The organism is Streptomyces sp. NPDC057616, assembly GCF_042800575.1.
GTDB lineage: Bacteria > Actinomycetota > Actinomycetes > Streptomycetales > Streptomycetaceae > Streptomyces.
The window spans coordinates 15,884-38,049 of record NZ_JBHVGU010000063.1 but is presented as its reverse complement, the minus strand read 5'-3'; the positions used below and the strand labels follow the sequence as shown (position 1 = coordinate 38,049).

At 72.3% G+C, this 22,166-nt stretch carries 21 protein-coding genes; 13 read left to right on the top strand and 8 right to left on the bottom strand.

Annotated features, from left to right (window positions below; all coding sequences use genetic code 11):
* On the top strand, positions 1 to 832 hold an 832-nt coding region (locus ACFU97_RS43730), incomplete at its 5' end, for a cation diffusion facilitator family transporter (RefSeq protein WP_384268290.1).
* Between the two features lie 48 nt (positions 833 to 880).
* Here the strand turns inward: ACFU97_RS43730 and ACFU97_RS43725 are convergent.
* Entirely contained in the window at positions 881 to 1,435 is a 555-nt protein-coding gene (locus ACFU97_RS43725) for a YbaK/EbsC family protein (protein WP_384268288.1), read from the bottom strand.
* A 46-nt stretch (positions 1,436 to 1,481) separates the two neighbouring features.
* Positions 1,482 to 2,054, bottom strand: coding sequence for a helix-turn-helix domain-containing protein (locus tag ACFU97_RS43720; RefSeq protein WP_384268285.1), 573 nt, complete (start codon positions 2,052 to 2,054; stop codon positions 1,482 to 1,484).
* Positions 2,055 to 2,192: 138 nt separating this feature from the next.
* Between ACFU97_RS43720 and ACFU97_RS43715 the strand changes: the two genes are divergently transcribed.
* Positions 2,193 to 3,050, top strand: coding sequence for a DMT family transporter (locus ACFU97_RS43715; RefSeq protein ID WP_384268283.1), 858 nt, complete (start codon positions 2,193 to 2,195; stop codon positions 3,048 to 3,050).
* Here ACFU97_RS43715 and ACFU97_RS43710 read toward each other — a convergent pair.
* A complete protein-coding gene (locus tag ACFU97_RS43710; protein WP_384268282.1) occupies positions 3,047 to 3,835 on the bottom strand; it encodes an acyltransferase in 789 nt (262 codons plus the stop codon). The two genes, ACFU97_RS43715 and ACFU97_RS43710, sit on opposite strands and share 4 nt — an antisense overlap.
* Before the next feature lie 155 nt (positions 3,836 to 3,990).
* On the opposite strand from ACFU97_RS43710, the gene ACFU97_RS43705 reads away from it, so the two are divergent.
* The 6 genes from ACFU97_RS43705 (at position 3,991) to ACFU97_RS43680 (ending at position 11,159) form a co-directional block, all read left to right on the top strand.
* Positions 3,991 to 4,641, top strand: a complete 651-nt coding sequence (locus ACFU97_RS43705; protein WP_384268281.1) for a hypothetical protein — start codon at positions 3,991 to 3,993, stop codon at positions 4,639 to 4,641.
* A complete protein-coding gene (locus ACFU97_RS43700) occupies positions 4,638 to 5,084 on the top strand; it encodes an RDD family protein (RefSeq protein WP_384268279.1) in 447 nt (148 codons plus the stop codon). Before ACFU97_RS43705 ends, ACFU97_RS43700 begins: the two co-directional genes overlap by 4 nt.
* Positions 5,085 to 5,211: 127 nt before the next feature.
* Positions 5,212 to 5,628 carry a hypothetical protein gene (locus ACFU97_RS43695; protein WP_384268277.1) on the top strand — a complete coding sequence of 139 codons (417 nt, stop codon included), beginning with the start codon at positions 5,212 to 5,214 and terminating at the stop codon, positions 5,626 to 5,628.
* Between the two features lie 18 nt (positions 5,629 to 5,646).
* Positions 5,647 to 6,615, top strand: a complete 969-nt coding sequence (locus tag ACFU97_RS43690) for a polyphosphate kinase 2 family protein (protein ID WP_384268274.1) — start codon at positions 5,647 to 5,649, stop codon at positions 6,613 to 6,615.
* Positions 6,612 to 9,374: a cation-translocating P-type ATPase gene (locus ACFU97_RS43685; RefSeq protein WP_384268272.1), complete on the top strand. Its 2,763-nt coding sequence runs from the start codon at positions 6,612 to 6,614 to the stop codon at positions 9,372 to 9,374. Before ACFU97_RS43690 ends, ACFU97_RS43685 begins: the two co-directional genes overlap by 4 nt.
* 12 nt (positions 9,375 to 9,386) lie before the next feature.
* The gene (locus tag ACFU97_RS43680; RefSeq protein ID WP_384268270.1) at positions 9,387 to 11,159 is read left to right on the top strand and encodes a SulP family inorganic anion transporter; all 1,773 of its coding nucleotides are present in this window, start codon (positions 9,387 to 9,389) and stop codon (positions 11,157 to 11,159) included.
* Here ACFU97_RS43680 and ACFU97_RS43675 read toward each other — a convergent pair.
* On the bottom strand, positions 11,156 to 13,861 hold the full coding sequence (locus tag ACFU97_RS43675; protein ID WP_384268267.1) for a glucosidase: 2,706 nt from the start codon (positions 13,859 to 13,861) through the stop codon (positions 11,156 to 11,158). The two genes, ACFU97_RS43680 and ACFU97_RS43675, sit on opposite strands and share 4 nt — an antisense overlap.
* 263 nt (positions 13,862 to 14,124) lie before the next feature.
* Here ACFU97_RS43675 and ACFU97_RS43670 point away from each other — a divergent pair, with 263 nt between their 5' ends.
* The 3 genes from ACFU97_RS43670 (at position 14,125) to ACFU97_RS43660 (ending at position 17,738) form a co-directional block, all read left to right on the top strand.
* A complete protein-coding gene (locus tag ACFU97_RS43670; protein ID WP_384268264.1) occupies positions 14,125 to 14,679 on the top strand; it encodes a DUF1269 domain-containing protein in 555 nt (184 codons plus the stop codon).
* Positions 14,679 to 15,161, top strand: coding sequence for a DUF1269 domain-containing protein (locus tag ACFU97_RS43665; RefSeq protein ID WP_384268261.1), 483 nt, complete (start codon positions 14,679 to 14,681; stop codon positions 15,159 to 15,161). Before ACFU97_RS43670 ends, ACFU97_RS43665 begins: the two co-directional genes overlap by 1 nt.
* A 147-nt stretch (positions 15,162 to 15,308) precedes the next feature.
* On the top strand, positions 15,309 to 17,738 hold the full coding sequence (locus ACFU97_RS43660; RefSeq protein ID WP_384268258.1) for a LuxR C-terminal-related transcriptional regulator: 2,430 nt from the start codon (positions 15,309 to 15,311) through the stop codon (positions 17,736 to 17,738).
* Between the two features lie 48 nt (positions 17,739 to 17,786).
* Here the strand turns inward: ACFU97_RS43660 and ACFU97_RS43655 are convergent, their stop codons facing one another.
* Together ACFU97_RS43655 and ACFU97_RS43650 are read right to left on the bottom strand one after the other, a co-directional pair.
* Positions 17,787 to 18,269 carry a LuxR C-terminal-related transcriptional regulator gene (locus ACFU97_RS43655; RefSeq protein ID WP_384268256.1) on the bottom strand — a complete coding sequence of 161 codons (483 nt, stop codon included), beginning with the start codon at positions 18,267 to 18,269 and terminating at the stop codon, positions 17,787 to 17,789.
* Positions 18,270 to 18,393: 124 nt separating this feature from the next.
* On the bottom strand, positions 18,394 to 18,684 hold the full coding sequence (locus ACFU97_RS43650) for a hypothetical protein (protein ID WP_384268253.1): 291 nt from the start codon (positions 18,682 to 18,684) through the stop codon (positions 18,394 to 18,396).
* Positions 18,685 to 18,879: 195 nt separating this feature from the next.
* Between ACFU97_RS43650 and ACFU97_RS43645 the strand changes: the two genes are divergently transcribed.
* Positions 18,880 to 19,341, top strand: coding sequence for a hypothetical protein (locus tag ACFU97_RS43645; RefSeq protein ID WP_384268250.1), 462 nt, complete (start codon positions 18,880 to 18,882; stop codon positions 19,339 to 19,341).
* A gap of 15 nt (positions 19,342 to 19,356) precedes the next feature.
* On the opposite strand, the gene ACFU97_RS43640 is transcribed toward ACFU97_RS43645, so the two are convergent.
* Positions 19,357 to 20,673, bottom strand: coding sequence for a diacylglycerol/lipid kinase family protein (locus ACFU97_RS43640; protein ID WP_384268247.1), 1,317 nt, complete (start codon positions 20,671 to 20,673; stop codon positions 19,357 to 19,359).
* Between the two features lie 160 nt (positions 20,674 to 20,833).
* Between ACFU97_RS43640 and ACFU97_RS43635 the strand changes: the two genes are divergently transcribed.
* On the top strand, positions 20,834 to 21,367 hold the full coding sequence (locus tag ACFU97_RS43635) for a gamma carbonic anhydrase family protein (RefSeq protein WP_384268244.1): 534 nt from the start codon (positions 20,834 to 20,836) through the stop codon (positions 21,365 to 21,367).
* A 73-nt stretch (positions 21,368 to 21,440) separates the two neighbouring features.
* Here the strand turns inward: ACFU97_RS43635 and ACFU97_RS43630 are convergent, their stop codons facing one another.
* Entirely contained in the window at positions 21,441 to 22,097 is a 657-nt protein-coding gene (locus ACFU97_RS43630) for a DedA family protein (RefSeq protein WP_384268241.1), read from the bottom strand.
* Between the last annotated feature and the right edge of the window lie 69 nt (positions 22,098 to 22,166).

Below are 22,166 nucleotides of genomic sequence, written 5' to 3'. Positions count from 1 at the left end.
CGGGGACACCGTGCACAACGCCGCGGACGCGCTGACGGCCGTACCGCTGGGCATCGCGTTCGTGCTGGGGCGGCGGGCGGCCACACGGCGGTTCACCTACGGCTACGGGCGGGCCGAGGACCTCGCCGGGATCGCGATCGTGCTGACGATCGCGGCGTCGGCGGCGTTCGCGGCCTGGGCCGCGGTGGACCGGCTGCTCGATCCGCGGCCGGTGGCGCACGTGCCGGCGGTGGCCGTGGCGGCGCTGGTCGGGTTCGCCGGGAACGAGTGGGTGGCCCGGTACCGGATCCGGGTGGGCCGGGACATCGGTTCGGCGGCGCTGGTCGCCGACGGGCTGCACGCCCGCACCGACGGGTTCACCTCACTGGCCGTGCTGCTGGGGGCCTTCGGTTCCGCGCTGGGGTGGCAACTCGCCGACCCGCTGGTGGGGTTGGCGATCACGGCAGCGATCGCGCTGGTGCTGCGGGACGCGGCGCGCGAGGTGTTCCGGCGCGTCATGGACGCCGTCGACCCGGCCCTGGTGGACCGGGCCGAGCGGGCGCTGCGCGAGGTCCCGGGCGTGCGCGAGATCGGCGAGCTGCGGCTGCGCTGGATCGGGCACCGGCTGCGGGCCGAGGTCGCGGTGGTGGTCGACGGAGACGCGACCGTACGGGCCGCCCACGCGATCGCCGTCGAGGCCGAACACGCCCTGCTGCACGCGATCCCCAACCTCACCGCGGCCCTGGTCCACGCGGATCCGACCCCGACCCCGGACCAGCAGGACCCGCACCTGGCCTTGGCCCACCACGCGACAGCCCGACCCCAGACACTCGGAACCATGCCGTCGGCGTGACGTACCGGAGCCGAAGCAGACCGCGCTGGGCGACGGCCCCGGCTGCCGCTAGGCGCCCAGGCCCTCCAGGACCACCGCGTTCGGGAGTTCTGTGAATGCCTTGCCGGGGACCAGGAGTTTGCCGCGGCGGCGGCCGCTGCCCACCAGGACGTAGGGGAGGTCGACGACGGCCGAGTCGACCAGGACGGGCCAGTCGGCGGGGAGGCCGATCGGGGTGATGCCGCCGTACTCCATGCCGGTCTCGCCCGTCGCCATGTCCATGGAGGCGAACGAGGCCTTGCGGGCGCCCAGTTGGCGGCGGACGACGCCGTTGACGTCGACGCGGGTCGTGGAGAGCACGATGCACGCGGCCAGGGTCGTCTCGCCGCCCCGCTTGCCGGCCACCACCACACAGTTCGCCGACTGGTCGAGCAGCTCCTGCCCGTAGTGCTCGACGAAGACGGCGGTGTCGGCCCACTGCGGGTCGGTGTCGACGTAGACGATCTGGTCGGCGGGGACGCTGCCGTGCCAGTTCCGTACGGCCTCGGCGACCGGGGCGGTCAGGTCGTCGAGGGCGTCGGGGGCCGGGACGGCGATGTCGAAGTGTCCGATGGGTGCGCGCATGGCCGCACGCTAACAGGCCCCCGGACCCCGGCTTCCGCAGGCCGCCTCAGCGCACCGGCGGGACGGAGACCGCCATCACCATCTCCATCGGCTCGCCGCCCTCGTTGCCGTACGTGTGCGGGGTGTCGGCCTCGAAGGAGGCGCTCGACCCGGCCGGGACACGGTGCTTCTCGCCGTCGACGGTGAGCGTCAGTTCGCCCGCAAGCACGTGCACGAGCTCGACCGTGCCGGTGGGGTGCGGATCGGACGGACTGCTGTCGCCCGGCATGAGCCGCCAGTCCCACATCTCCAGCGGCCCGGGGGCCTCCGTGCCCGCGAGCAGCCGGTTGTAGCTGCCGGCGTCGGTGCTCCACAGCCGGACCGCCTGCTCGGCGGGAACGATACGGACCTGCCGGCCCTGCTCGTAGTCGAGCAGGGTGGTGATGCTGACCCCGAGCGCGTCGCCGATCTTGACGACCGTGCCGATGCTCGGGTTGGTGCGGGCCTGCTCGATCTGGATGAGCATGCCCCGGCTGACCCCGGCGCGGGCCGCGAGCGCGTCCAGGGTGAAGCCGCGGTCGTTGCGCCAGCGCTTGACGTTGCGCGCCAGGGACTGGGTCAGCAGGTCGAGGTCCGACACGTTCCGTCCAATGTCCGTCTGCAGGGGGTGGAGCGAACGGGAGCGCGGGAGGCCAGTATTTTAGATGACCCGGTCCACTTGGCTGCACTACGCTGTGCTGCACCCGATCGTTCACCGAACTGTACTGCGAGGCACCCCGTGACAGCACTCTTCGCCCTGGCCACCAGCCTGTTGTGGGGGCTGGCCGACTTCGGCGGCGGACTGCTGACCCGGCGCAGCCCTGCCCTCACCGTGGTCGTCGTCTCGCAGACGATCGCGGCGGCGGTGCTCGGCGCGATCGTGGTGGCGACGGGCGGCTGGAGCGAGGCGGGGCCCCGTCTGTGGTTCGCCTTCGCGGCGGGTCTGGTGGGGCCGGTGGCGATGATCGCCTTCTACAAGGCGCTCGCGCTGGGCCCGATGGGCGTGGTCTCGCCGCTCGCCACGCTGAGCGTGGCCGTGCCGGTGAGTGTCGGGCTCTTCCTCGGCGAGCGGCCGGGGCTGATGCAGGTCGCCGGGATCGCCGTCGCCATCACCGGTGTGGTGCTCGCGGGCGGGCCCCGGCTCGGCGGCGCCGCCGTGCAGCGCCGGGCCATCCTGCTCACGCTCGTCGCGGCGCTCGGTTTCGGCACGGTGTTCGCGCTGATCGCCGAGGCGTCCACGACCGTGACCGGCCTGTTCCTCGCGCTCTTCGTGCAGCGGGTGACGAACGTGGCCGCGGGCGGCATCGCCCTGTTCGCCTCCGTCCGGCGGGGCGCCGAGGCCCTCCCCGCGGGGGGATTCCCCTGGGCCTCGCTGCCCGCGCTCGCCTTCGTCGGCCTCGCGGACGTCGCGGCCAACGGCACGTACTCGGTCGCCGCGCAGCACGGCCCCGTGACGGTGGCGGCCGTCCTCGCCTCGCTCTACCCGGTGGTGACCGCACTCGCCGCCCGCGGCTTCCTGCGCGAACGCCTCCTCGCCGTACAGGCGGCGGGCGCGGGCCTCGCCCTGGTGGGCACCCTGCTGCTGGCCACGGGCTAGGCGTCGTTGCCGGCCACGGGCTGGGCGTCCGCGTCCAGCTCCGCCAGCTTCCGCACCGTCTCCTCGTCCAGCTCGGAGAGGGCCAGGAGCTGTTCGGGGGTGACTCCGTCCGGTATGGGGACGGGTGCCGGGGTCCTGAGAGGCGGTTGCCAGCCGTCCGCGGGCGTCCAGCGGCGTACGACGCGGGCCGGTGCCCCGGCCACCACGGAGTGGTCGGGTACGACGCCCCGGACCGCCGCGCCCGCGGCCACCACCACGTTCCGCCCGATCCGCGCGCCCGGCAGGATCACCGCGCCGGTGCCGATCCAGCAGCCGGGCCCGATCTCCACCGGCTCCATCCGCGGCCACTGCTTGCCGATGGGCTCGTGCGGATCGTCGTAGGAATGGTTCGTGGACGTCACGTAGACGTACGGGCCGAAGTAGCAGTCGCTGCCGATGGTGACCGACGTGTCGGCGATGACGTGGCTGCCGCGGCCGAGGACGACGCCGTCCCCGATGCGCAGGATCGGCTCGGTGCCGAGGTCGAGGTCGGGCATGAGGCCGGCGGTCAGCGTGACCTGCTCGGCGACGATGCAGTGGGACCCGATGTGGATCCACGGTTCGCCGAAGACGGTGCCGAGCGGGAAGGCGAGCCGGGTGTGGGCACCCAGCGCGCCGAAGCGGAAGCGTCCCGGACGCTCGGCGGTGACCGAGCCGGTGCGCTGCACCCAGGCCCAGCCCGCGTGGACGGCGCGCTGCGTGAGGCTTCGCCGCCAGGATGAGAACGTGTTCTTGCGCTTCGGCACCCGCACACCGTACTCAGCGCGGGGTGCGCCGATGCGGTCCACACCCTGTGATCTTCACCCCACCACCCGGAATCCCGCCGGGCACGCGGCTCCCGGCACGCGGATCACCCGTAGCGGATGAGGCGCCGGCGGCGCAGCTGTGGTGCCGTGCAGAGATGACCAGGATCGGCCTCGTGAACCCCTTCGACCTCGCCGGACGGGTGGCGCGGTACGCGCTGGGGACCGCGGGGTGGATGGCCGACCGGGTGGTTCCCGCGGTGACGGCCGCCGTGCTGGACCGGCTCGATCTGGACGACGTCGCCGCCCGCCTCGACGTGAACCGGGTCGCGGACCGGGTGGACGTGATGCGCGTGGCCCGCCGGGTGGACATCGACGAGATCGCCGAGGAGATCGACGTCGACCGGGTGGCGGCCCGGGTGGACGTGGACGCGATCGCCGCCCGGCTGGACGTGGACCGCGTCGCCGACCGCATCGACCTCGAACGGATCGTGGCGCGTCTGGACATCGACCGGATCGCGGCGGGCATCGACGTCGACCGGATCGCCGCCCGGCTGGACGTGGACGCCGTGATCGACCGGGTAGACCTGGTCGCCCTGACCCGGGCCGTGCTGGAGGAGATCGACCTCGGCCGGATCGTCCGCGACACCAGCGGCGGGATGGCCGAGGAGACGGTCGACGCGCTGCGGGTGCGCAGCATGCGGGCCGACCGGATGGTCAACCGGGTCGCCGACCGGCTGCTGCACAGACCCGGTGCGCCCCCGGGCGGGGTCGACGGACTCGCACCGCCGCAGGGGCAGACACCGTGACACAGCCGGAGCGGGGGGAGGCGCAGGCCGGCACGGCGGGGGTCGTGTCGCGGTGCCTCGCGGCCGTGGTCGACGCGATCGTGGTGGCCTGCATCGGGCTGGCCGTGCAGCTCGCCTTCGGCGGGCTGCGGCTGATCGTCACCGGGCCGCCCTTCCACATGCCGGACCTCTCGCTCTGGCTGACCGGCGTGCTGGGCTGGGCCATCGCCGTGCTCTACCTGGGCATGAGCTGGGCCACCACCGGCGGCACCCTCGGCGACTGGCTGCTGGGGCTGCGCGTCACCTGCCGCACCGGACGGCTGCTCGGCATCACCCGCTCCCTGCTGCGGGCCGTCCTGTGCATCGCCCTGCCCGTGGGCCTCTTCTGGATCCCGTTCAGCCGGCGCCACGCCTCGGTCCAGGACGTGGCCGTGGCCAGCGCCGTGCACTACCACCGCTTCTGAGACACCCGGCCTCACCCTCCACGGCCCCGTCCTCACCCTTCCGAGGTGACGCCGGGGCGGCGGCGCCGGAGTAGGACATGGGGAAGATGCCGCGTCACGCGGCCGACCCGAGGACGGAGGTCCTGCCATGACCACCACCACGCATCACCGGCGTTCGGAGGGAACCCTGGCGGTCGCGGGCGGGCTGACGGCGTTCGCCGCAGTGATGCTCGTCATGTGCGGCATGCTCGACATCTTCCGCGGCATCATGGCGATCGCGGACGACGAGGTCTTCATCAACACCCCCCACTACGTCTTCAAGTTCGACCTGACGAGCTGGGGCTGGATCCATCTGGGTCTCGGGGTCGTCGCCATGGCCGTGGGCATCGGCCTCGTCATGAAGGCGACGTGGGCACGGATCATGGGCGTGGGCGTCGCGGCGCTGCTGATCATCGCCAACTTCCTCGACATCCCGTACCAGCCGTTCTGGTCCGTCACCCTGATCGCGCTGTACGGATTCATCATCTGGGCGCTGTGCGTCGTGCAGCCGGACGAGTCCTACTGACGAGCGGGGATCGCGCCGATGAAGGACGAACGCGCAAAGCGGATCGCCGAGTTCATCGCACCGCTGCGGGTGGAACCGGGGTCGAAGGTGGACCTGTCCCGTGACTTCGACCCCGGCGACAAGACCGGCATCCCGAAGAAGAAGGACGGCCAGGAGCTGCTGGAGACCGGCGTCGCGATGCTGGCCGACTACCAGCGGCGGCTGGCCGCCGAGAGCAGGAACGGCGTGCTGCTGTGCCTGCAGGCCCTGGACGCGGGCGGCAAGGACGGCACGATCCGGCACGTGATGACCGGGGTGAACCCGCAGGGCGTGCACGTGTCGAACTTCAAGGTGCCCTCCGACGAGGAGCTCGACCACGACTTCCTGTGGCGGTACGCCCGCCGGCTGCCCCGGCGCGGCGAGATCGGCATCTTCAACCGCTCGCACTACGAGGAGGTCCTGGTGGTGCGGGTGCACTCCGAGCTCCTCGACCGCCAGCGGCTGCCGGACGAGGCGAAGCGCAAGGGCAAGTGGCGGCGGCGCTACCGGGAGATCAACGACTGGGAGCGGTATCTGCACGACAACGGCTTCCGGGTGGTGAAGCTGTTCCTGAACCTCTCCAAGGAGGAGCAGCGCACCCGCTTCCTCAAGCGCATCGACGTACCGGAGCGCAACTGGAAGTTCTCCGCCTCCGACGTGCGGGAGCGCGCCTGGTGGGACGACTACCAGCTGGCGTTCTCCCGCATGCTGTCCGCCACCAGCACCAGCTGGGCGCCGTGGTACGTCATCCCCGCCGACCACAAGTGGTACGCCCGCATCTGCGCCGCCGCGGTGCTCGCCCACACCCTGATCGACCTCGACCCCCAGTACCCGGAGGTCGGCGAGAAGGCCCGGCACGAGCTGTCGCTGGTCAAGCAGGACCTCGAGGCGGAGGCCCCGGCCGGCGCGCCGGCCGATCCGTACGCCGCGTCGGTCGCGGCCCACCGGAAGCGGAGGCACGGACGATGACCTCCCCCGCGGAGCGGGAACAGGGCCGCGCGGCCGCGGCCGAACCCTGGTACGCACAGCCGCCCCAGGCCGTGGCGGACGTCCTCGGCGTGGACCCCGCCGTCGGCCTCAGCGGCGCGCAGGTGGCCGAACGGCTCGGCCGCGACGGCCCGAACGCCCTGCCCGAGGAGCAGCCCCGGCCGGGCTGGCGCCGGATGCTCGACCAGTACCGCAGCTACATGCAGCTGATCCTGGTGGCCTCGGCGATCGTGTCGCTGGCCATCCAGGAGTGGGGCACCGCGGTGCTGCTGCTGGTGCTGACGCAGATCAACGCGGTCATCGGCATGCGCCAGGAGGGCAAGGCCGAGAGCGCCATGAACGCCCTCAAGTCGATGATGAAGGCGACCGCGCGGGTACGGCGGGACGGCACCGAGAACGAGATACCCGCGGAGGAGGTCGTCGTCGGGGACGTCGTGCTGATCGCCGCCGGGGACGACGTGCCCGCCGACGGGCGGATCGTCACCGCGAGCGCCCTGCAGATCGACGAGTCCGCGCTGACCGGCGAGAGCACGCCGGCCGCCAAGGGCACCGAGGTCGTGCGCGGCGAGAACCTCAGCCCCGGGGACCGGGCCAACTCGGCGTTCATGAACACCCCCGTCACGCACGGCAGCGGCGTCATGCTCGTCACCGAGACGGGCTCCGCCACCGAGCTGGGCAAGATCTCCGGGATGCTCTCCTCGACCCCGCGCGAGGAGTCGCCGCTGACCCGGGAACTGGACCGGCTGACGCTGTGGATCGCGAGCGCGGCCGGGCTGACCATGATCGTGATGTTCGTGCTGGGCCGCTCGCGCGGCGACGCCTGGGACGCGCTGTTCGTCGCGGCCGTGTCGCTGGCGATCGCGGCCATCCCCGAGGCGCTGCCCACCGTCACGCAGACGATCCTGTCGATGGGCAGCCTGGACCTGGCCAAGCAGCACGCCATCGTGAAGGACCTGCCGTCGGTGGAGACGCTGGGTTTCACCTCCGCGATCAACTCAGACAAGACCGGCACGCTGACGCTGAACCAGATGACGGCGGTCGAGATCGTGGACGCCTACGACCGCTACACCGTCTCCGGCTCCGGGTACGAACTGGAGGGCCGGATCCACCATGCCGCCGGGCGCTCCTCCGACCTCGAGGACGTGATCCTGCCGTACCTGATGGCGAGCGACGCGAAGCTCGTGGGCGGCAAGGTGGTGGGCGACCCCACGGAGGGGGCGCTGCTGGTGCTCGGTCACAAGGCGGGGCTGGACATCGACGCCACGCGGGAGCGGCTCCCCCGCCTGGCCACGCTCCCCTTCGACCCCTCGTACAAGCTGATGGCCACCTTCCACCAGGCGACGGACGCGCAGGGCCGGCCGGTGGTGCGCTGCTTCGTGAAGGGGGCGGCGCCCGCGGTGATGCGGCGGGCGGCGACGGCGCTGTCGGACGGCGCGGGCATCCCCTGGGACGCCGAGCTCGACAAGCGGGCGCACGAGGAGATGGAGCGGATGGAGCGGGCGGGCCGGCGGGTGATGGCCGCCGCCACGCGCGACATCGACGCGGACGCCTTCAGTGCCGACGACGACCTGCTGGCCCATGTCACCCAGCTCCGCATGACCAGCCTGGTCGGCATGGAGGACCCGCCGCGCGAGGAGTCCAGGAAGGCGGTGGAGGGGGCGAAGGCCGCCAACATCCGGGTGCGGATGGTGACCGGCGACGACGTCGTCACCGGCGCGGCCATCGCCGCGCAGGTCGGCATCGAGGGCGAGGCCGTCCTCGGCTCCGACTTCGCCGCCCTCAGCGAGGAGGAGCGGCTGGCGCGGATCGACGGCATCGGGGTGATCGGCCGGGTGGCGCCCGAGCACAAGGTGCTGCTCGCCGACACCCTGAAGAAGAAGGGCGACGTGGTCGCCATGACCGGGGACGGCGTCAACGACGCCCCCGCCATCAAGGCGGCGGACATCGGGATCGCCATGGGCTCCGGCACCGAAGTGGCCAAGAACGCGGGCCGGTTGATCCTGTCCGACGACAACTTCGCCACGATCGTCTTCGCGGTGGAGCAGGGCCGCAAGATCTACGACAACCTCACCAAGTACATCCGCTTCGTGCTGGTGCTGCTGGTCGTGTTCGTGCTGACCTTCCTCGGCGCGTCCCTGTTCAACATCGCGGACGGGGAGCCGTTCTCGCCGGCCCAGGTGCTGTGGATCCACTTCTTCGTCAACGCCGCGTTCGGCTTCGCGCTGGGCTTCGACCGGGTCAGCCCGGGGCTGATGGCACGCAGGCCGCGGCCCCGCGGCGAGCCGGTGATGACGAGGAGTCTGATGTGGACGGTCGGGCTCGCCGGGCTGGCGATCACGATCGCGCTGCTGTCACTGATCAAGCTGGGCGAGTCGCGCTTCGACAGCACGGAGGTCGGCAACTCCATCGCCTTCACCTCGTTCGCGCTCTGCCTGATCGTGGCCGCGGTCGAGTGCCGCAGCGAGACGGAGACCGCGGTGACGCTGGACACCTTCGACAGCCGGCAGATGAACTGGGCGATGTTCGGCGAGTTCGTGCTCGCCGTCCTGGCGACCCAGACGGACGTCTTCAACCGGCTGCTCGGCACCACCCCGCTCACCATCGGGCAGTTCGGCTGGGCACTGCTGCCGGCGCTCGTGCTGCTGGGGCTGTGGGAGCTCGGCAAGGTCGTCGCCCGCGGTCGGCGCAGCACCTCGCCGGTGGCCCGGCAGGCCGCCGCCCGGCAGGTCGTCACGGGCTGACAGGAGTCCGGGATGGCAGGAGACGACAGGAAAGGTCACCGCCGGGTCCCGCCGGGGCTGCGCACGCTCCTGGCCTATCGGCGCGAGTGGCTGGTCAAGGACGCCGTCGCGGGCATCGTCCTGACCACGCTGCTCGTCCCGCAGGGCATGGCGTACGCGGAGCTGGCGGGCCTGCCGGCGATCACCGGCCTGTACACGTCGGTGGTCTGCCTGCTGGCGTACGCCGTCTTCGGGCCGTCGCGCATCCTGGTGCTCGGCCCGGACTCCTCGCTCGGCCCGATGATCGCGGCGACGATCCTGCCGCTGATCGCCTCCGGGGGCGACAGCGGCCGCGCGGTGGCCCTCGCCTCGATGCTCTCCCTGATGGTCGGCGCCGTCACGGTCCTGGCCGGGGTGTGCAAGCTGGGCTTCATCGCCGACCTGATCTCCAAGCCCACGATGATCGGGTACATGAACGGGCTGGCATTGACCATCCTGATCGGGCAGCTGCCGAAGCTGTTCGGCTTCAAGACCGACGCCGACGGGCTCATCGACGAGATGCGCGCCTTCGTACGGGGCGTGGCCGACGGCAAGACGGTCGGGGCGGCGGTCGCGGTGGGTCTCGGGGGGATCGTGCTGATCCTGGTGCTGCAGCGCTGGCTGCCGAAGGTGCCCGCGGTGCTGGTCATGGTGGTGCTGGCGATCGCCGCGACGTCGGCCTTCGACCTGGGCGGACACGGCGTCAGCCTGGTCGGCGAACTGCCCAAGGGATTCCCGCCGTTGAGCCTCCCGTCGGTCCACTGGGGTGACCTCGGACCGCTGTGCGCCGGGGCGCTGGGCATCGCCCTGGTGTCCCTCGCCGACACCATCTCCAACGCCTCGGCGTTCGCCGCCCGCACCGGCCAGGAGGTGCGCGGCAACGAGGAGATGACGGCGATCGGCGCGGCCAACGTGGCGGCCGGGCTGTTCCAGGGCTTCCCCGTCAGCACCAGCGGCTCGCGGACGGCGGTGGCCGAACGGGCGGGCGCCAGGAGCCAGTTGACCGGCGTCGTCGGCGCGGTCCTGATCGTGCTGATGCTCGTCCTGCTGCCCGGGCTGTTCCGCAACCTGCCGCAGCCGGCGCTGGCCGCCGTCGTCATCACCGCCTCGCTGTCGCTGGCCGACCTCGCCGGGACCCGGCGGCTGTGGCACCAGCGCAGGACGGAGTTCTCGCTGTCCATCGCGGCGTTCCTCGGCGTCGCGCTGCTCGGTGTGCTGCCGGGCATCGGGGTGGCGGTCGGGCTGTCGATCCTCAACGTCTTCCGGCGCGCCTGGTGGCCGTACAACACCGTGCTGGGGCGGGTGCCGGGGCTGCCCGGCTACCACGACGTGCGCTCCTACCCTCAGGCCGAGCAGCTGCCGGGCCTGGTGATCCACCGCTTCGACGGTCCGCTGTTCTTCGCCAACGCCAAGGCCTTCCGGCACGAGATCATGCGGCTGACCCGCACGGACCCGAAGCCGGTGTGGGTGCTGCTGGCGGCCGAGCCCGTGACGGACGTGGACACCACCGCGGCGGACGAGCTGGAGGAGCTGGACGAGGCGCTCAACGAGCAGGGCGTGAGCCTGGTGTTCGCCGAGCTCAAGGACCCGGTGCGGCGCAAGATCGAGCTCTACGAGCTGACCCGCACCCTCGACCCGGCCCACTTCTTCCCGACCCTGGAGGCGGCCGTCGCCGCCTATCGCGCCCAGACCGGCGCGGAGTGGACCCCGACGGCGAACGGCCGCCACCCGGCGGAAGCCGCCCTCGACCAGCCACCGACCGCCTAGGAATCGACCCGGACCGGCCGCGTCCTGCGGAAGCCCTCGGCGAGGAAGTCGTCGGGGGTGAGGGTGCCGAAGATCTTCATCAGGGGGGCGACCAGGCCGGTCCAGCCGGTCTGGTGGGCCGCGCCGATGCCGGCGCCGTTGTCGCCGTGGAAGTACTCGTGGAAGGAGATCAGGTCCCGCCAGTACGGGTCGTCCTGGAACTTCGACTGGCCGCCGTAGACCGGCCGGTGGCCGCTCTCGTCGCGCAGGAAGAGCCGGGTGAGCCGCTCGGAGATCTCCCGGGCCACCTCGAACAGGGTCATCCGGGTGCCGGAGCCGGTCGGGCACTCGACGGTGAGGTCGTCGCCGTAGAAGCCGTAGAGGTTGAGCAGGGCCCGCACGATCAGGGCGTTCATGGGGAACCAGACCGGGCCCCGCCAGTTGGAGTTGCCGCCGAACATGCCGGTGTCCGACTCCGCGGGCAGATAGCCGACCCGGTACTCCTCGCCGTGCACCCAGAAGCTGTAGGGGTGTTCGGCGTGCACGCGGGAGAGGGAGCGGATGCCGTACGGGCTGAGGAACTCGTCCTCGGACAGGAGGTGCCCGAGTACCCTGAGCAGCTTCTTCTCGTCGACCACGGACAGCAGCCGGGGGCCGCCCGCTCCGCCCGCCTGGGCCGAGGCCAGTGTCACGGAGAGCGAGGGGTGCCGGCTCGCGAACCGGCGCAGCCGCTCCCCCAGGCCCTCCACCCGGGCCAGCTGCTCCGGCCGGAAGACCGTGGCGGCGCACAGCGGCAGCAGGCCCACCAGGGAGCGGACCTTCAGGCGGACGGCCTCGCCGTCGGGCAGCCGCAGCACGTCGTAGAAGAACCCGTCCTCCTCGTCCCACAGTTCGTCGCCGAGGTCGCCGACGCGGTCCATGGAGGCGGCGATCCACAGGTAGTGCTCGACGAACTTCAGGACCAGTTCCTCGTACGAGGGGTTGTGCTCGACGAGTTCGACGGCGATCTGCAGCATCGACTGGCAGTACAGGGCCATCCACGCGGTGCCGTCGGCCTGTTCGAGGGTGCCGCCGGTGGGCAGCGGGGCGCTGCGGTCGAACACGCCGATGTTGTCCAGGCCGAGGAAGCCGCCCTGGAAGACGTTGCGGCCGCCCGGGTCCTTGCGGTTGACCCACCAGGTGAAGTTCGTCAGGAGCTTCTGGAAGGAGCGCTCGAGGAAGCCGAGGTCGGCGTGGCCGGAGGTGCGCTCCTCCATCAGGTAGACGAAGTACGCGGCCCAGGCGTGCACGGGCGGGTTGACGTCGGCGAAGTTCCACTCGTAGGCGGGGATCTGGCCGTTGGGGTGCAGAAAGGCGTCCTGGAGGAGCAGTTCGAGCTGCTCCTTGGCGAAGCGGATGTCCACGGTCGACAGGGCGACGGTGTGGAACGCCAGGTCCCAGGCGGCGAACCAGGGGTACTCCCACTTGTCGGGCATGGAGACGATGTCGTCGCTGACCATGTGGAACCACTCGCGGTTGCGCACCCCGGGGCGGGGCCGGCTCCACGGGTCCAGGCCGTGCTCGTTCAGCCAGGCCTCCAGGTCGAACAGGTAGTACTGCTTGGTCCAGAGCATCCCGGCGAGCGACTGGCGCAGCACCCGCGCCTCGTCCTCGCTCGCTCCCTCGGGCGTCAACTCGGCGTAGAAGGCGTCTGCTTCGGCGATGCGGTCCTTGAGGACGGTGTCGAAGCCGCGGGCGAGGGACAACTTGGATCCGGCGGGCGCGAGCCGCAGCCGCAGCGTCTCGGCGCCGCCGGCCGGGACGGTGAGCACGTGGTGGGCGGCGGCCTTGGTGCCCTGCTGGGCCGGGTTGACCGCCGCGCGCTCGCCGTCGACGACGTACCGGCCGATGCCGTCCTTGACGTAGGCGGAGGCGTTGGGCGAGTCGAAGAGCCGCTCGTTGTTCGTCTCGTTCTCGGTGAACAGCAGCGGGACCGGTGCGGCGAACCGGCACTCGTAGTCGCCCAGTTCGGGGTGCTCGGCGCGGATCGTAGCGGTGCCGCGGGGGCCCTCGGCCGCGCTCATCCGCGGCTTGGCGGCGCCCTCCTGCCACGACCACGTGTTGCGGAACCACAGCGTGGGCAGCACGTGCAGGACCGCCTCGTCGGGGCCGCGGTTGGCGACGGTGATGCGGACCAGCACGTCGTCGGCGGCCGCCTTGGCGTACTCCATGGTGACGTCGAAGTAGCGGTCGTCGTCGAAGATCCCGGTGTCCAGCAGCTCGTACTCGTAGTCCTGCCGGGTGCGGGCCCGGTTGACGCGCACGAGGTCGGTGTAGGGGAACGCGGCCTGCGGGTACTTGTAGTGCCACTTCATGTACGAGTGGCTGGGGGTGCTGTCGAGGTAGAAGTAGTACTCCTTGACGTCCTCGCCGTGGTTGCCCTCGCTGTTGGTGAGCCCGAAGGCGCGCTCCTTGAGGATCGGGTCGCGCCCGTTCCACAGGGTGAGCGCCAGACACAGCCGCTGCTTCTCGTCGCTGATGCCGCCGAGGCCGTCCTCGCCCCAGCGGTAGGCACGCGAGCGTGCGTGGTCGTGCGGGAAGTAGGACCAGGCGTCGCCCCCGTCGCTGTAGTCCTCGCGGACCGTGCCCCACTGACGCTCACTCAGATACGGTCCCCACAACCGCAGACGCCCCGCCTCGTCGTTCTCGGGACCGATGGGCTCGCCCTTCTTCCGTGCGCTCATTTCCCCCACCCCCTGCCGCCGGCTTCCGGTCGCCGTCAGTTTCTGCGGGCCCCGGGCGGGCCACCTCACCCGCCGCGGGTGAGGCAACTCCGCAGGCGGGCGCGGCTGTTGCGGACCGAAGAGGGTGAACACGACGACGCACAGGCCAGGCCCCGGCCGCCGCGCCGCGTCCGGGCCCCGGTCCGGTTCCTCACCTGCGGCGGGTGACGCGCAGCGGGCCGGATCGCGGCTGGATGGACTCGACCACGTCGAAGGGAGCGGCCATGGCCGGTATCGGGCCGGTACAACTGCTGGCCGTCGGGTTCGGGCCCGACGCGAAGTTCGAGGGCCGGATCGTCGAGGAACTGATGTCCCTGGAGGACCGCGGCCAGATCCGCGTGCTCGACCTGCTGTTCGTGCTGAAGGAGTTGGACGGCGACCTCGTCTCCGCCGACTACCAGGCCGAGGGCATGGGCGAGACCGTCGCCGCGCTGCTCGGCATCCCGCGCGGCACGCTGCGGGAGGCCGAGGCCGTGTTCCCCTCCCTGACCCAGTCCAACGCCTTCGGGCTCAGCATCGAGCAGATCCGGGAGCTCGCCCGCGAGCTGGAACCGGGCACCGCGGCCGGGTTCGTGCTGCTGGAGCACAAGTGGGCCAGGCAGCTGCGGGAGGCGATCCGCGACACGGGCGGCATGCCCGTGGCGGAGGGCTTCCTGACCGAGGAGACGCTGGAGACCGTGGTCGGCGAACTCGCCACCGCCGTGGAGCGGCTGGACCGGGCCGCCGCGGAGCACCGCCAAGAAGGCCGGGCGTCCGGCCATGACACCAGGAGGTTGTGATGACCGATCTCGTCGTGCTCGGCTTCTCCGACCGCGAGAAGGCCGAAGCCGTGATGCGCCTGTCGAAGGAGCTCTCCAAGCAGGAGCTCCTCGACCTTGAGGACGCCGCGGTGGCCTGGCGGACCACGGACGGCAAGATCCATGTGCACCAGTCCTTCAGCCCCACCGCGGCCGGTGCCGCGGGCGGCGCCCTGTGGGGGTCGCTGCTCGGCCTGCTGTTCCTGATGCCGGTGTTCGGTGCCGCGGTCGGCGCGGCCACCGGCGCGGTCGCGGGCAAGCTCACGGACGTCGGCGTCAACGACCAGTTCGTCAAGGAGGTCGCCAACCAGCTGGAGCCGGGCCGTGCCGCGGTCTTCGCGCTCGTGCGCCACTCCACGCCCGACCGGGTCCGCGACGCGCTGCGCCCCTTCGAGCCCACCGTGCTGCGCACCAACCTCACCAAGGAGCGGGAGGAGGAACTCGTCGCGGCACTGCAGGGATGAACCACCCGTCACAGTGCACCGCCGCACCACAGAACGGTGATCGAGTTTCACCCGGGTGAAATGGGCTCCGGATCATGTGCCTTCCGCGCAGTCCGGACCAGACTCGTCTGACGTGCGCCAGCCAACCCCGTAGTGAGGTGACCGGCGATGGACGAGTGGACGGAACGGGAGCGGCCGCCGGACGCGAGCAGCGCGTCCCCGGCGACCGCCCTGCCGAGCCAGGTCGGGGTGCCACCTTTGCCGGCCTGGCTCGTGCCGCGCCCCCGGTTGACGGACCGTCTGTGCCGCGGCGTGCTCGGACCGCTGACCGTGGTGGTGGGACCCGTCGGCGCGGGCAAGTCCGCCCTGGCCGTGGAGTGGGCCCACACCCGCTGCGCACCCGGCCCGGTGGCCTGGGTCACCTGCGACGGCGCGGAGGAGGAACCCGACGTCTTCTGGTCGCGGGTGCCGACCGCCCTGCGCGAGGCGGGCGTCGAGCTGCCCCCGTTCCCGGACGTGCTCCAGCCGGAGACCGACCAGCCCGACGCGTCCGTACGCGACCTGGTGACGGCCGAGGACGGGAGTGTCCATGCCGACGCGGCGGCCGAACGGCCGGTCCTGGTCGCCTCGCTGGCCGCCGCGCTCGCCGCGCGGAAGGAGCCCGTCGTCCTCGTGCTGGACGACTTCCAGCCGGAGGCCGGCTCCCCCGTCGCCCGCGGTACGGCACGGCTGCTGCGGCACGCGGGACCGGTGCTGCGGCTGGTCGTGCTCTCGCGCCGGGACCCACCGCTGCATCTGCACCGGCACCGCCTGGCAGGTGAGCTGACCGAACTGCGCACCGCCGACCTCGCGTTCGACGACCGGGAGACCTCGGCCCTGCTGGCCCAGCACGGCGTGGAGGTGTCGAGGCCGGCCGTCAGCACGCTGCGCAGGCGGGCCGACGGGTGGGCGGCGGGCCTGCGCCTGGCCGCGATGTCCATGGCGGAACATCCCCAGCCGGAGCGGTTCGTGGCGCGGTTCGCCGGCGACGACGAGGCCGTCGTCAGCTATCTCGTCGAGGAGGTCCTGGACGGGCAGAGCCCCGAGATGCGCAGGCTTCTGGTCTCCACCAGCATCCTGGAGCACCTCAACGCCGAGCTGGCCACCGAGCTCGCGGGCAAGGAGGCGGGCGCGCAGTTCGCCGCCCTCGTCGAGCGGAACTCCTTCCTCCAGTACGCCGGACGCGGCTGGTACCGGTGCCATCGCATGTTCACCGACGTGCTGCGCGTACGCCTGCGCCACGAGGCACCGGACCTGGAGCCCGGGCTGCACCGCCGGGCCGCGGCCTGGCTGGGTGAGCACGGGCTCGTCGCCGAGGCGGTCCGCCATGCACTGTCGGCGGGCGACCGGGACTACGCCGCCCGTCTGGTGGTGCGTCGGCTGGCGATCGGAGGGGTGCTCGCCCTGACCGACGACCGGCTGCCCGCCGAGCTCGTGCAGGGGTCGCCCGCCGACGACCTCGGGCTTCCCGGGCAGCCGCTCGACGCGGAGGCCGGCCTCGTCGCCGCGGCGGCCGCCCTGCGGCGTGGCGACGAGCCGGCGTGCGCCGAGGGCCTGGAGTTCGCCGACAAGCTGCTCGCGGAGGTGCCCGCGGAGGAGGGCGACCGGATCGCCCGGTGCCGGCTGACGCACGCCGTCATCCGCATGGCCAAGGACCGCTGCCGCGATCCGGAGGCCGCGCGGACGGCCGCGGCGGACGCCGAGCAGCTGTTCGCGCAGGTGCCGCACTGCCTGCTCGCGGACCGTCCGGAACTGCGGGCCCTGACCTTGTCCGTCCGCGGGCGCGCCGAACTGCGCGACGGCGGACTGAAGGCGGCCGAGGCCTCCCTGGCGGCGGCGCTGAAGGCCGCAGGCGCCGCAGGCAACGTCGTGCTGCGCCGGGACTGCCTCGCCGAACTCGCGCTGCTCGCCGTGCTGCACGGGCGCTTCAGGGCCGCGGACGAACTCGCGGGCCACGCCCTGCGGCCGCCGCTGCCGGCCTCCACACCCGAGGCGCCCCTCCCGCCGTCCCTGCACGTGGTCCGGGCCTGGGTGGCGCTGGCGCGGCACGAGTCGCCGCGGGCGCGCGCCGAACTCGCCCGGGCCCGCAGCGCCCTGCGGGCGACGCCCGATCCGTTCGTCGCGGGGATCGGCTCCCTGGTGGCGCACCTGGTGGGCGTGATGGACAGCGGGGCGCCGCCGTCCGCCGAGGCCGTGGCGGCCCTGCCGGACGGCGCCGGCTGGCTCCCGCACGAGCTGCGCAGGCCGGTGGGGCAGGCGTGCGCGGCCTCGGTCTCCGCGGCGCGCGTCCACACACTGCGGGCGCCGCAGCCCGCACAGCGCGCCGTCCTGCTGGGCGCCGCGGCGGAGGAGGAGCGCCCGCCGGTCGAGTCGCTGAGCGCGCGGGAACACGACGTGCTGTGCAGGCTCGCGCAGATGATGACGACCGAGGAGATCGCCGCCGACCTGTATCTGTCGGTCAACACGGTCAAGACACATCTCAAGGGCGTCTACCGCAAGCTCGCCGTGACCCGGCGGTCGGCCGCGGTCCGGCGAGCCCGTGAGCTGGAGCTGCTGTGAGGGGTGTCCTCCCCCGGCTCCGGTCGGTCGGAGGACCGCTCCGGCCGGTTACAGGATTCCCAGCGCTCTCGCCCGGTCGACGGCCTCCGCGCGCGAGGAGACACCGAGTTTGCGGTACACCGCACGCGCGTGGGACTTGACCGTGTTGTGCGAGATGAAGAGGTCCAGCCCGACCTGCCGCAGCGACTCGTCCTCCTGAAGCCGTACGAGGACGCTGTGCTCACGTTCCGTCAGGGATTCGGCCGGCACAACGGGGTCAGGGTGGCCCCGGCCGTCACGGGGCACGACGGCCAGCACCGCCGATGCCTCGTCCATCAGCACGCCCGCGCTGCGCGGATCGCGCAGTCCGACGGCGATGTCCACCAGGGTGTCCGCGACCCACTCCAGGCAGGTAACCAGCGCGGTGTCCGCCCCGACCGCGTCCCGGCCGAGGGCACGCAACTGCCCCTGCAGCGCGATCGCCCTGTGGATGTCGGTCCCGGAGAGGTCCACTTCCCTCTCCCGGGTCTCGCTGCCAAGCACCGAAGGCATGTGCCTCACCTCCTCGGCAGTAGGTGGTTCATGCCAACGGTGCAGGCAGGACCCTCGTGGCGAAAGGGACCTTACGGCCCTTTCCCTGCGGCGCAGGAGAGTTGGTCCCGACGCCGGAGGGCGACTAGTCCACGGTGCCTAGTCCGGGCGCGGCATCTCCCCCGTCGCCGGGAGACAGTCGCCGTACCTCGACCAGTTCGAGTCCGAGGGCCTGAATGCGGTCCAGGATGCCGTAGAGGGCGGCCTGATCGAGCCCGGCGCCGTGCAGCACCGTCTCCGGCGGGTTGACGGTCACCGTCAACTCCTCGAAGGCCGACCGGAATGCCTGGCCCACCCTGCCCTTGATCCGGATCTCGAAGTCGCCACCGGCACGCGATCCGTCCCGTTCAGATCCGCGATCATCTGCCGTGCCCATGGGAGTCACCTCCGCCGCCCGCGACCCGCGTTCCGTCAGCATCTCGTGTGTCCGGGGCCCGGCACATCACACAGCCGGGGTGACGACGGCGCGCGCGATGGCGGGCACCCTGACCGCCGGGAGTCATCCGCTATGGGTGAGCCCCGGGCGGGCCCGGCGCGGGATGCTCCAGTCTCCTTCGAGGAGGTGCCCATCATGGCGGGACAGACATCGGCGGGGCGGACCCAGTACGGCCCTCCCGACCCGGAGCCGAAAATCACTCCGCTGCAGCTCGGCGGCGTGGTGTTCGCCGTGTGCATGATGGCGATCATCGGCATGTACCACGCGGTCGTGGGCCTGGCCGCGATCATCGACGACAACTTCTACAAGAACGTGCGCGACTATCCGTACGACTTCAACGTCACCTCGTGGGGATGGCTGCACCTGGGCTCCGGCGTCATCGTCCTCGCGGCCGCCTTCACCCTCTTCTCCGGCAGGACATGGGCGCGGGTGGTGGGCATCGTGGTCGCCTCGCTGAGCGCGCTGGAGAACTTCTTCTTCACGCCGTACTACGCGGTGTGGTCGGCCATCATCATCGGGCTCGACGTGCTGGTGATCTGGTCGCTGGCCACCTACGGCCGCGCCGAGGCGCACAAGGCCTACGGTGCGCCCATGTGACCCGCATGTCCGTCGTCAGCGGCGCGGTCCCCGCACCGCCGGGAGGCCCATCCGGGCCAGCCGGCGCCATTCGACCCGGGGCCGCGCCGCCCGCATGCCCGGGCGGTGCCGGGGCACCAGCACGCGCAGCGCCCGCGGCCGTACGACGCACTGGACGGGCACGGACAGGACCAGCGCCTCGCCGTCGATGCCGGCCGGGATCGTCGGCCGGTCCGCGTCGACGACCACCTCGGCCGCGGTCGCCTGCGTCAGTCCGGCGGCCCGGCGCCCACGCAGCAGACCGGCGGCCTGTGCGGCGTTGTTCACCACCACGCCGACGGCCCCCAGCACCCCGCCGTCCAGGCGGGCCCGGCGGCCGAGACCCGCGATGTCGCCGGTGCCGTACGGGTTGTTGCTGACCAGCAGGGCCTGCGGCGAGGTGAACCGGGTGTCGCCCGCGCGGGCTGTCAGAGTGGCACCCTTCTCCCCCAGGAGCAGGTCGGGCAGGAGTTCCAGCGTGGTGCGGGTCTTGCCGTCGCGGTACGCCGAGCTCTGCACCACCTCGGCGTAGGCGCCGAAGGAGACGTTGTTGACGAAGGGGCGCCCGCCCGCCCGGCCCAGGTCGACCCGCAGCTCCACGCCGTCGCGCAGGGCGTCCAGCGCCTTCGCGGGGTCCTCACGGTCCAGGCCGAGGTCGAGCGCGAAGTGGTTGCGGGTGCCGGCCGGGATCACCAGGAACGGCAGGTCGAGCGCGGCGGCGACGTCGGCCACCAGCGCCTGGGTGCCGTCCCCGCCCGCGACGCCGAGCAGGTCGGCGCCCTCCGCCGCGGCCTTGCGGGCGAGCTCGGAGACGTCGGTCTCCCCCGGGCCCTCCAGGAGCAGTACCTGGGCGCCCAGCGACTCGGCCTTCTCCCGCAGTCCGAACCGCTCGACCTTGCCGCCGCCCGACCGCGGGTTCATGATCAGCACGGCGCGTTCGACGGGCGGAGCGGGCCGCTCGGCCGGCGCGGCGGACCGGCCGGCCCGCACGAGGGCGCCCCGGCCGGCCGCGAGCGCGAGCAGCCACAGGGCCCAGGCCACGAGGACGACCCAGAGCAGATGGGCACCGGTGTACGCCACCAGCATCCAGACCGGCGCGGCGACGGCCAGCAGCGCCGCGAGCAGGCGGGACGGGCCCCGGCGGGTGAGGATCCACCACAGGGCCGCCACCGTGGCGACCGTGCCGATCAGTCCGACCAGCAGCAGGCCGATGGTCTTCAGCCCGGCGAACACGGCGAGGACGAGCACCGACGCCACGGCGGCCGCCAGTGACGCCCGGGCCAACCAGCGCTGACGCGGCGTCGTGGGTTCCATGGCCTTACGGTCCGACGCCGGCGCCCGCCGGGCATCACCCACGGCAGGTGACCCGCGCGGGCCCCGCCGCTCGCCCGCGGCGGGTGACCGAAGGCCCCGGCAGGCGGCCCGGGGACCCCGTCACTTACGGTGCGTCTGGAACCGAGGACGAGGAGAGGCGATGACGCACAAGGCGTTGATCACGGGGATCGGCGGCAGGGAACCGAAGATCGACGACGAGGCCTTCGTGGCCCCCACGGCGTCGGTGATCGGCGAGGTGACGCTGGAGTCCGGGGCGAGCGTCTGGTACGGCGCCGTCCTGCGCGGCGACGTCGAGCGGATCTCCGTGGGAGCCCAGGCGAACATCCAGGACAACTGCACCCTCCATGCCGACCCGGGCTTCCCCGTGAGCATCGGCGAGCGGGTGTCGGTCGGGCACAACGCGGTGGTGCACGGGGCGACCGTCGGGGACGACTGTCTCATCGGCATGGGGGCGACGGTCCTCAACGGCGCGGTGATCGGCGCCGGATCGCTCGTCGCCGCGCAGGCGCTGGTGCCGCAGGGCATGCAGGTGCCGCCGGGGTCGCTGGTGGCGGGCGTGCCGGCGAAGGTGCGGAGGGAGCTGACGCCGGAGGAGCGCGAGGGCGTCACCCTGAACGGCACCTTGTACGCGGAGCTGGCGAAGGCGCACGACGAGGTGCACCAGGAGCCGTAGACGAACGGCGGGCGCAAACGGCGGGTGGCGGGCGAGGATCGGGCGCAGGCGTCGGGCGATGGGCCCGGGGGCGTCAGTCGACGGCCGGGACGGCCTCCGCCTCGGCCGCCTCCCGCTCCCGGGCGGCGGTCGCCTTCTTCGCCTTGCGCCTGATGACCAGCATGGACGTGAGGCCGATCAGGACCGCGAGCACCAGGCCGAGGTAGGAGAACCTCTTCAGCCAGTCCTCGGCGACCACGCCCACGTAGTAGATGACGGCCGTCGTGCCGCCCGCCCAGCAGATGCCGCCGAGGACGTTGGCGATGAGGAACTTCCAGTACGGCATGTGCAGCACGCCGGCCAGCGGGCCCGCGAAGATGCGCAGGAGGGCGACGAAGCGGCCGAAGAAGACGGCCCACATGCCCCACTTCTCGAAGGACCGCTCCGCGGTGGCGACATGCCCCTCGCTGAAGTGTCTCGGGAACTTCCTGCCCAGCCAGGCCAGCAGCGGCCGTCCGCCCTTGCGGCCGATCGCGTAGCCGATGGAGTCGCCGACGACGGCACCCGCGGTCGCGCACAGGCCGAGCACGATCGGGTTGATCCCGGAGTGCTGGGAGGACAGCAGGGCGGCGGAGACCAGGACGATCTCGCCGGGCAGCGGGATGCCCAGGCTCTCCAGTCCGATGACCAGCGCCACCACGGCGTAGACGGCACCCGCGGGTACCGTGTCGAGCCATTCCTGGACGTGCAACGCCGGCCCTCCCGTTTTGCGACCCTTTGTTCCTGCAGTTCCCGGCGCGCGCCCGCGCGGGGCGCACAC

Excerpts from the sequence above, each read along its gene's own strand:
- ACFU97_RS43725 (WP_384268288.1), bottom strand. The coding sequence starts at position 1,435 with ATGCGCGCACCCATCGGACACTTCGACATCGCCGTCCCGGCCCCCGAC.
- ACFU97_RS43705 (WP_384268281.1), top strand. The coding sequence starts at position 3,991 with ATGACCAGGATCGGCCTCGTGAACCCCTTCGACCTCGCCGGACGGGTG.
- ACFU97_RS43695 (WP_384268277.1), top strand. The coding sequence starts at position 5,212 with ATGACCACCACCACGCATCACCGGCGTTCGGAGGGAACCCTGGCGGTC.
- ACFU97_RS43690 (WP_384268274.1), top strand. The coding sequence starts at position 5,647 with ATGAAGGACGAACGCGCAAAGCGGATCGCCGAGTTCATCGCACCGCTG.
- ACFU97_RS43685 (WP_384268272.1), top strand. The coding sequence starts at position 6,612 with ATGACCTCCCCCGCGGAGCGGGAACAGGGCCGCGCGGCCGCGGCCGAA.
- ACFU97_RS43680 (WP_384268270.1), top strand. The coding sequence starts at position 9,387 with ATGGCAGGAGACGACAGGAAAGGTCACCGCCGGGTCCCGCCGGGGCTG.
- ACFU97_RS43675 (WP_384268267.1), bottom strand. The coding sequence starts at position 13,861 with ATGAGCGCACGGAAGAAGGGCGAGCCCATCGGTCCCGAGAACGACGAG.
- ACFU97_RS43670 (WP_384268264.1), top strand. The coding sequence starts at position 14,125 with ATGGCCGGTATCGGGCCGGTACAACTGCTGGCCGTCGGGTTCGGGCCC.
- ACFU97_RS43665 (WP_384268261.1), top strand. The coding sequence starts at position 14,679 with ATGACCGATCTCGTCGTGCTCGGCTTCTCCGACCGCGAGAAGGCCGAA.
- ACFU97_RS43660 (WP_384268258.1), top strand. The coding sequence starts at position 15,309 with ATGGACGAGTGGACGGAACGGGAGCGGCCGCCGGACGCGAGCAGCGCG.
- ACFU97_RS43655 (WP_384268256.1), bottom strand. The coding sequence starts at position 18,269 with ATGCCTTCGGTGCTTGGCAGCGAGACCCGGGAGAGGGAAGTGGACCTC.
- ACFU97_RS43650 (WP_384268253.1), bottom strand. The coding sequence starts at position 18,684 with ATGGGCACGGCAGATGATCGCGGATCTGAACGGGACGGATCGCGTGCC.
- ACFU97_RS43645 (WP_384268250.1), top strand. The coding sequence starts at position 18,880 with ATGGCGGGACAGACATCGGCGGGGCGGACCCAGTACGGCCCTCCCGAC.
- ACFU97_RS43640 (WP_384268247.1), bottom strand. The coding sequence starts at position 20,673 with ATGGAACCCACGACGCCGCGTCAGCGCTGGTTGGCCCGGGCGTCACTG.
- ACFU97_RS43635 (WP_384268244.1), top strand. The coding sequence starts at position 20,834 with ATGACGCACAAGGCGTTGATCACGGGGATCGGCGGCAGGGAACCGAAG.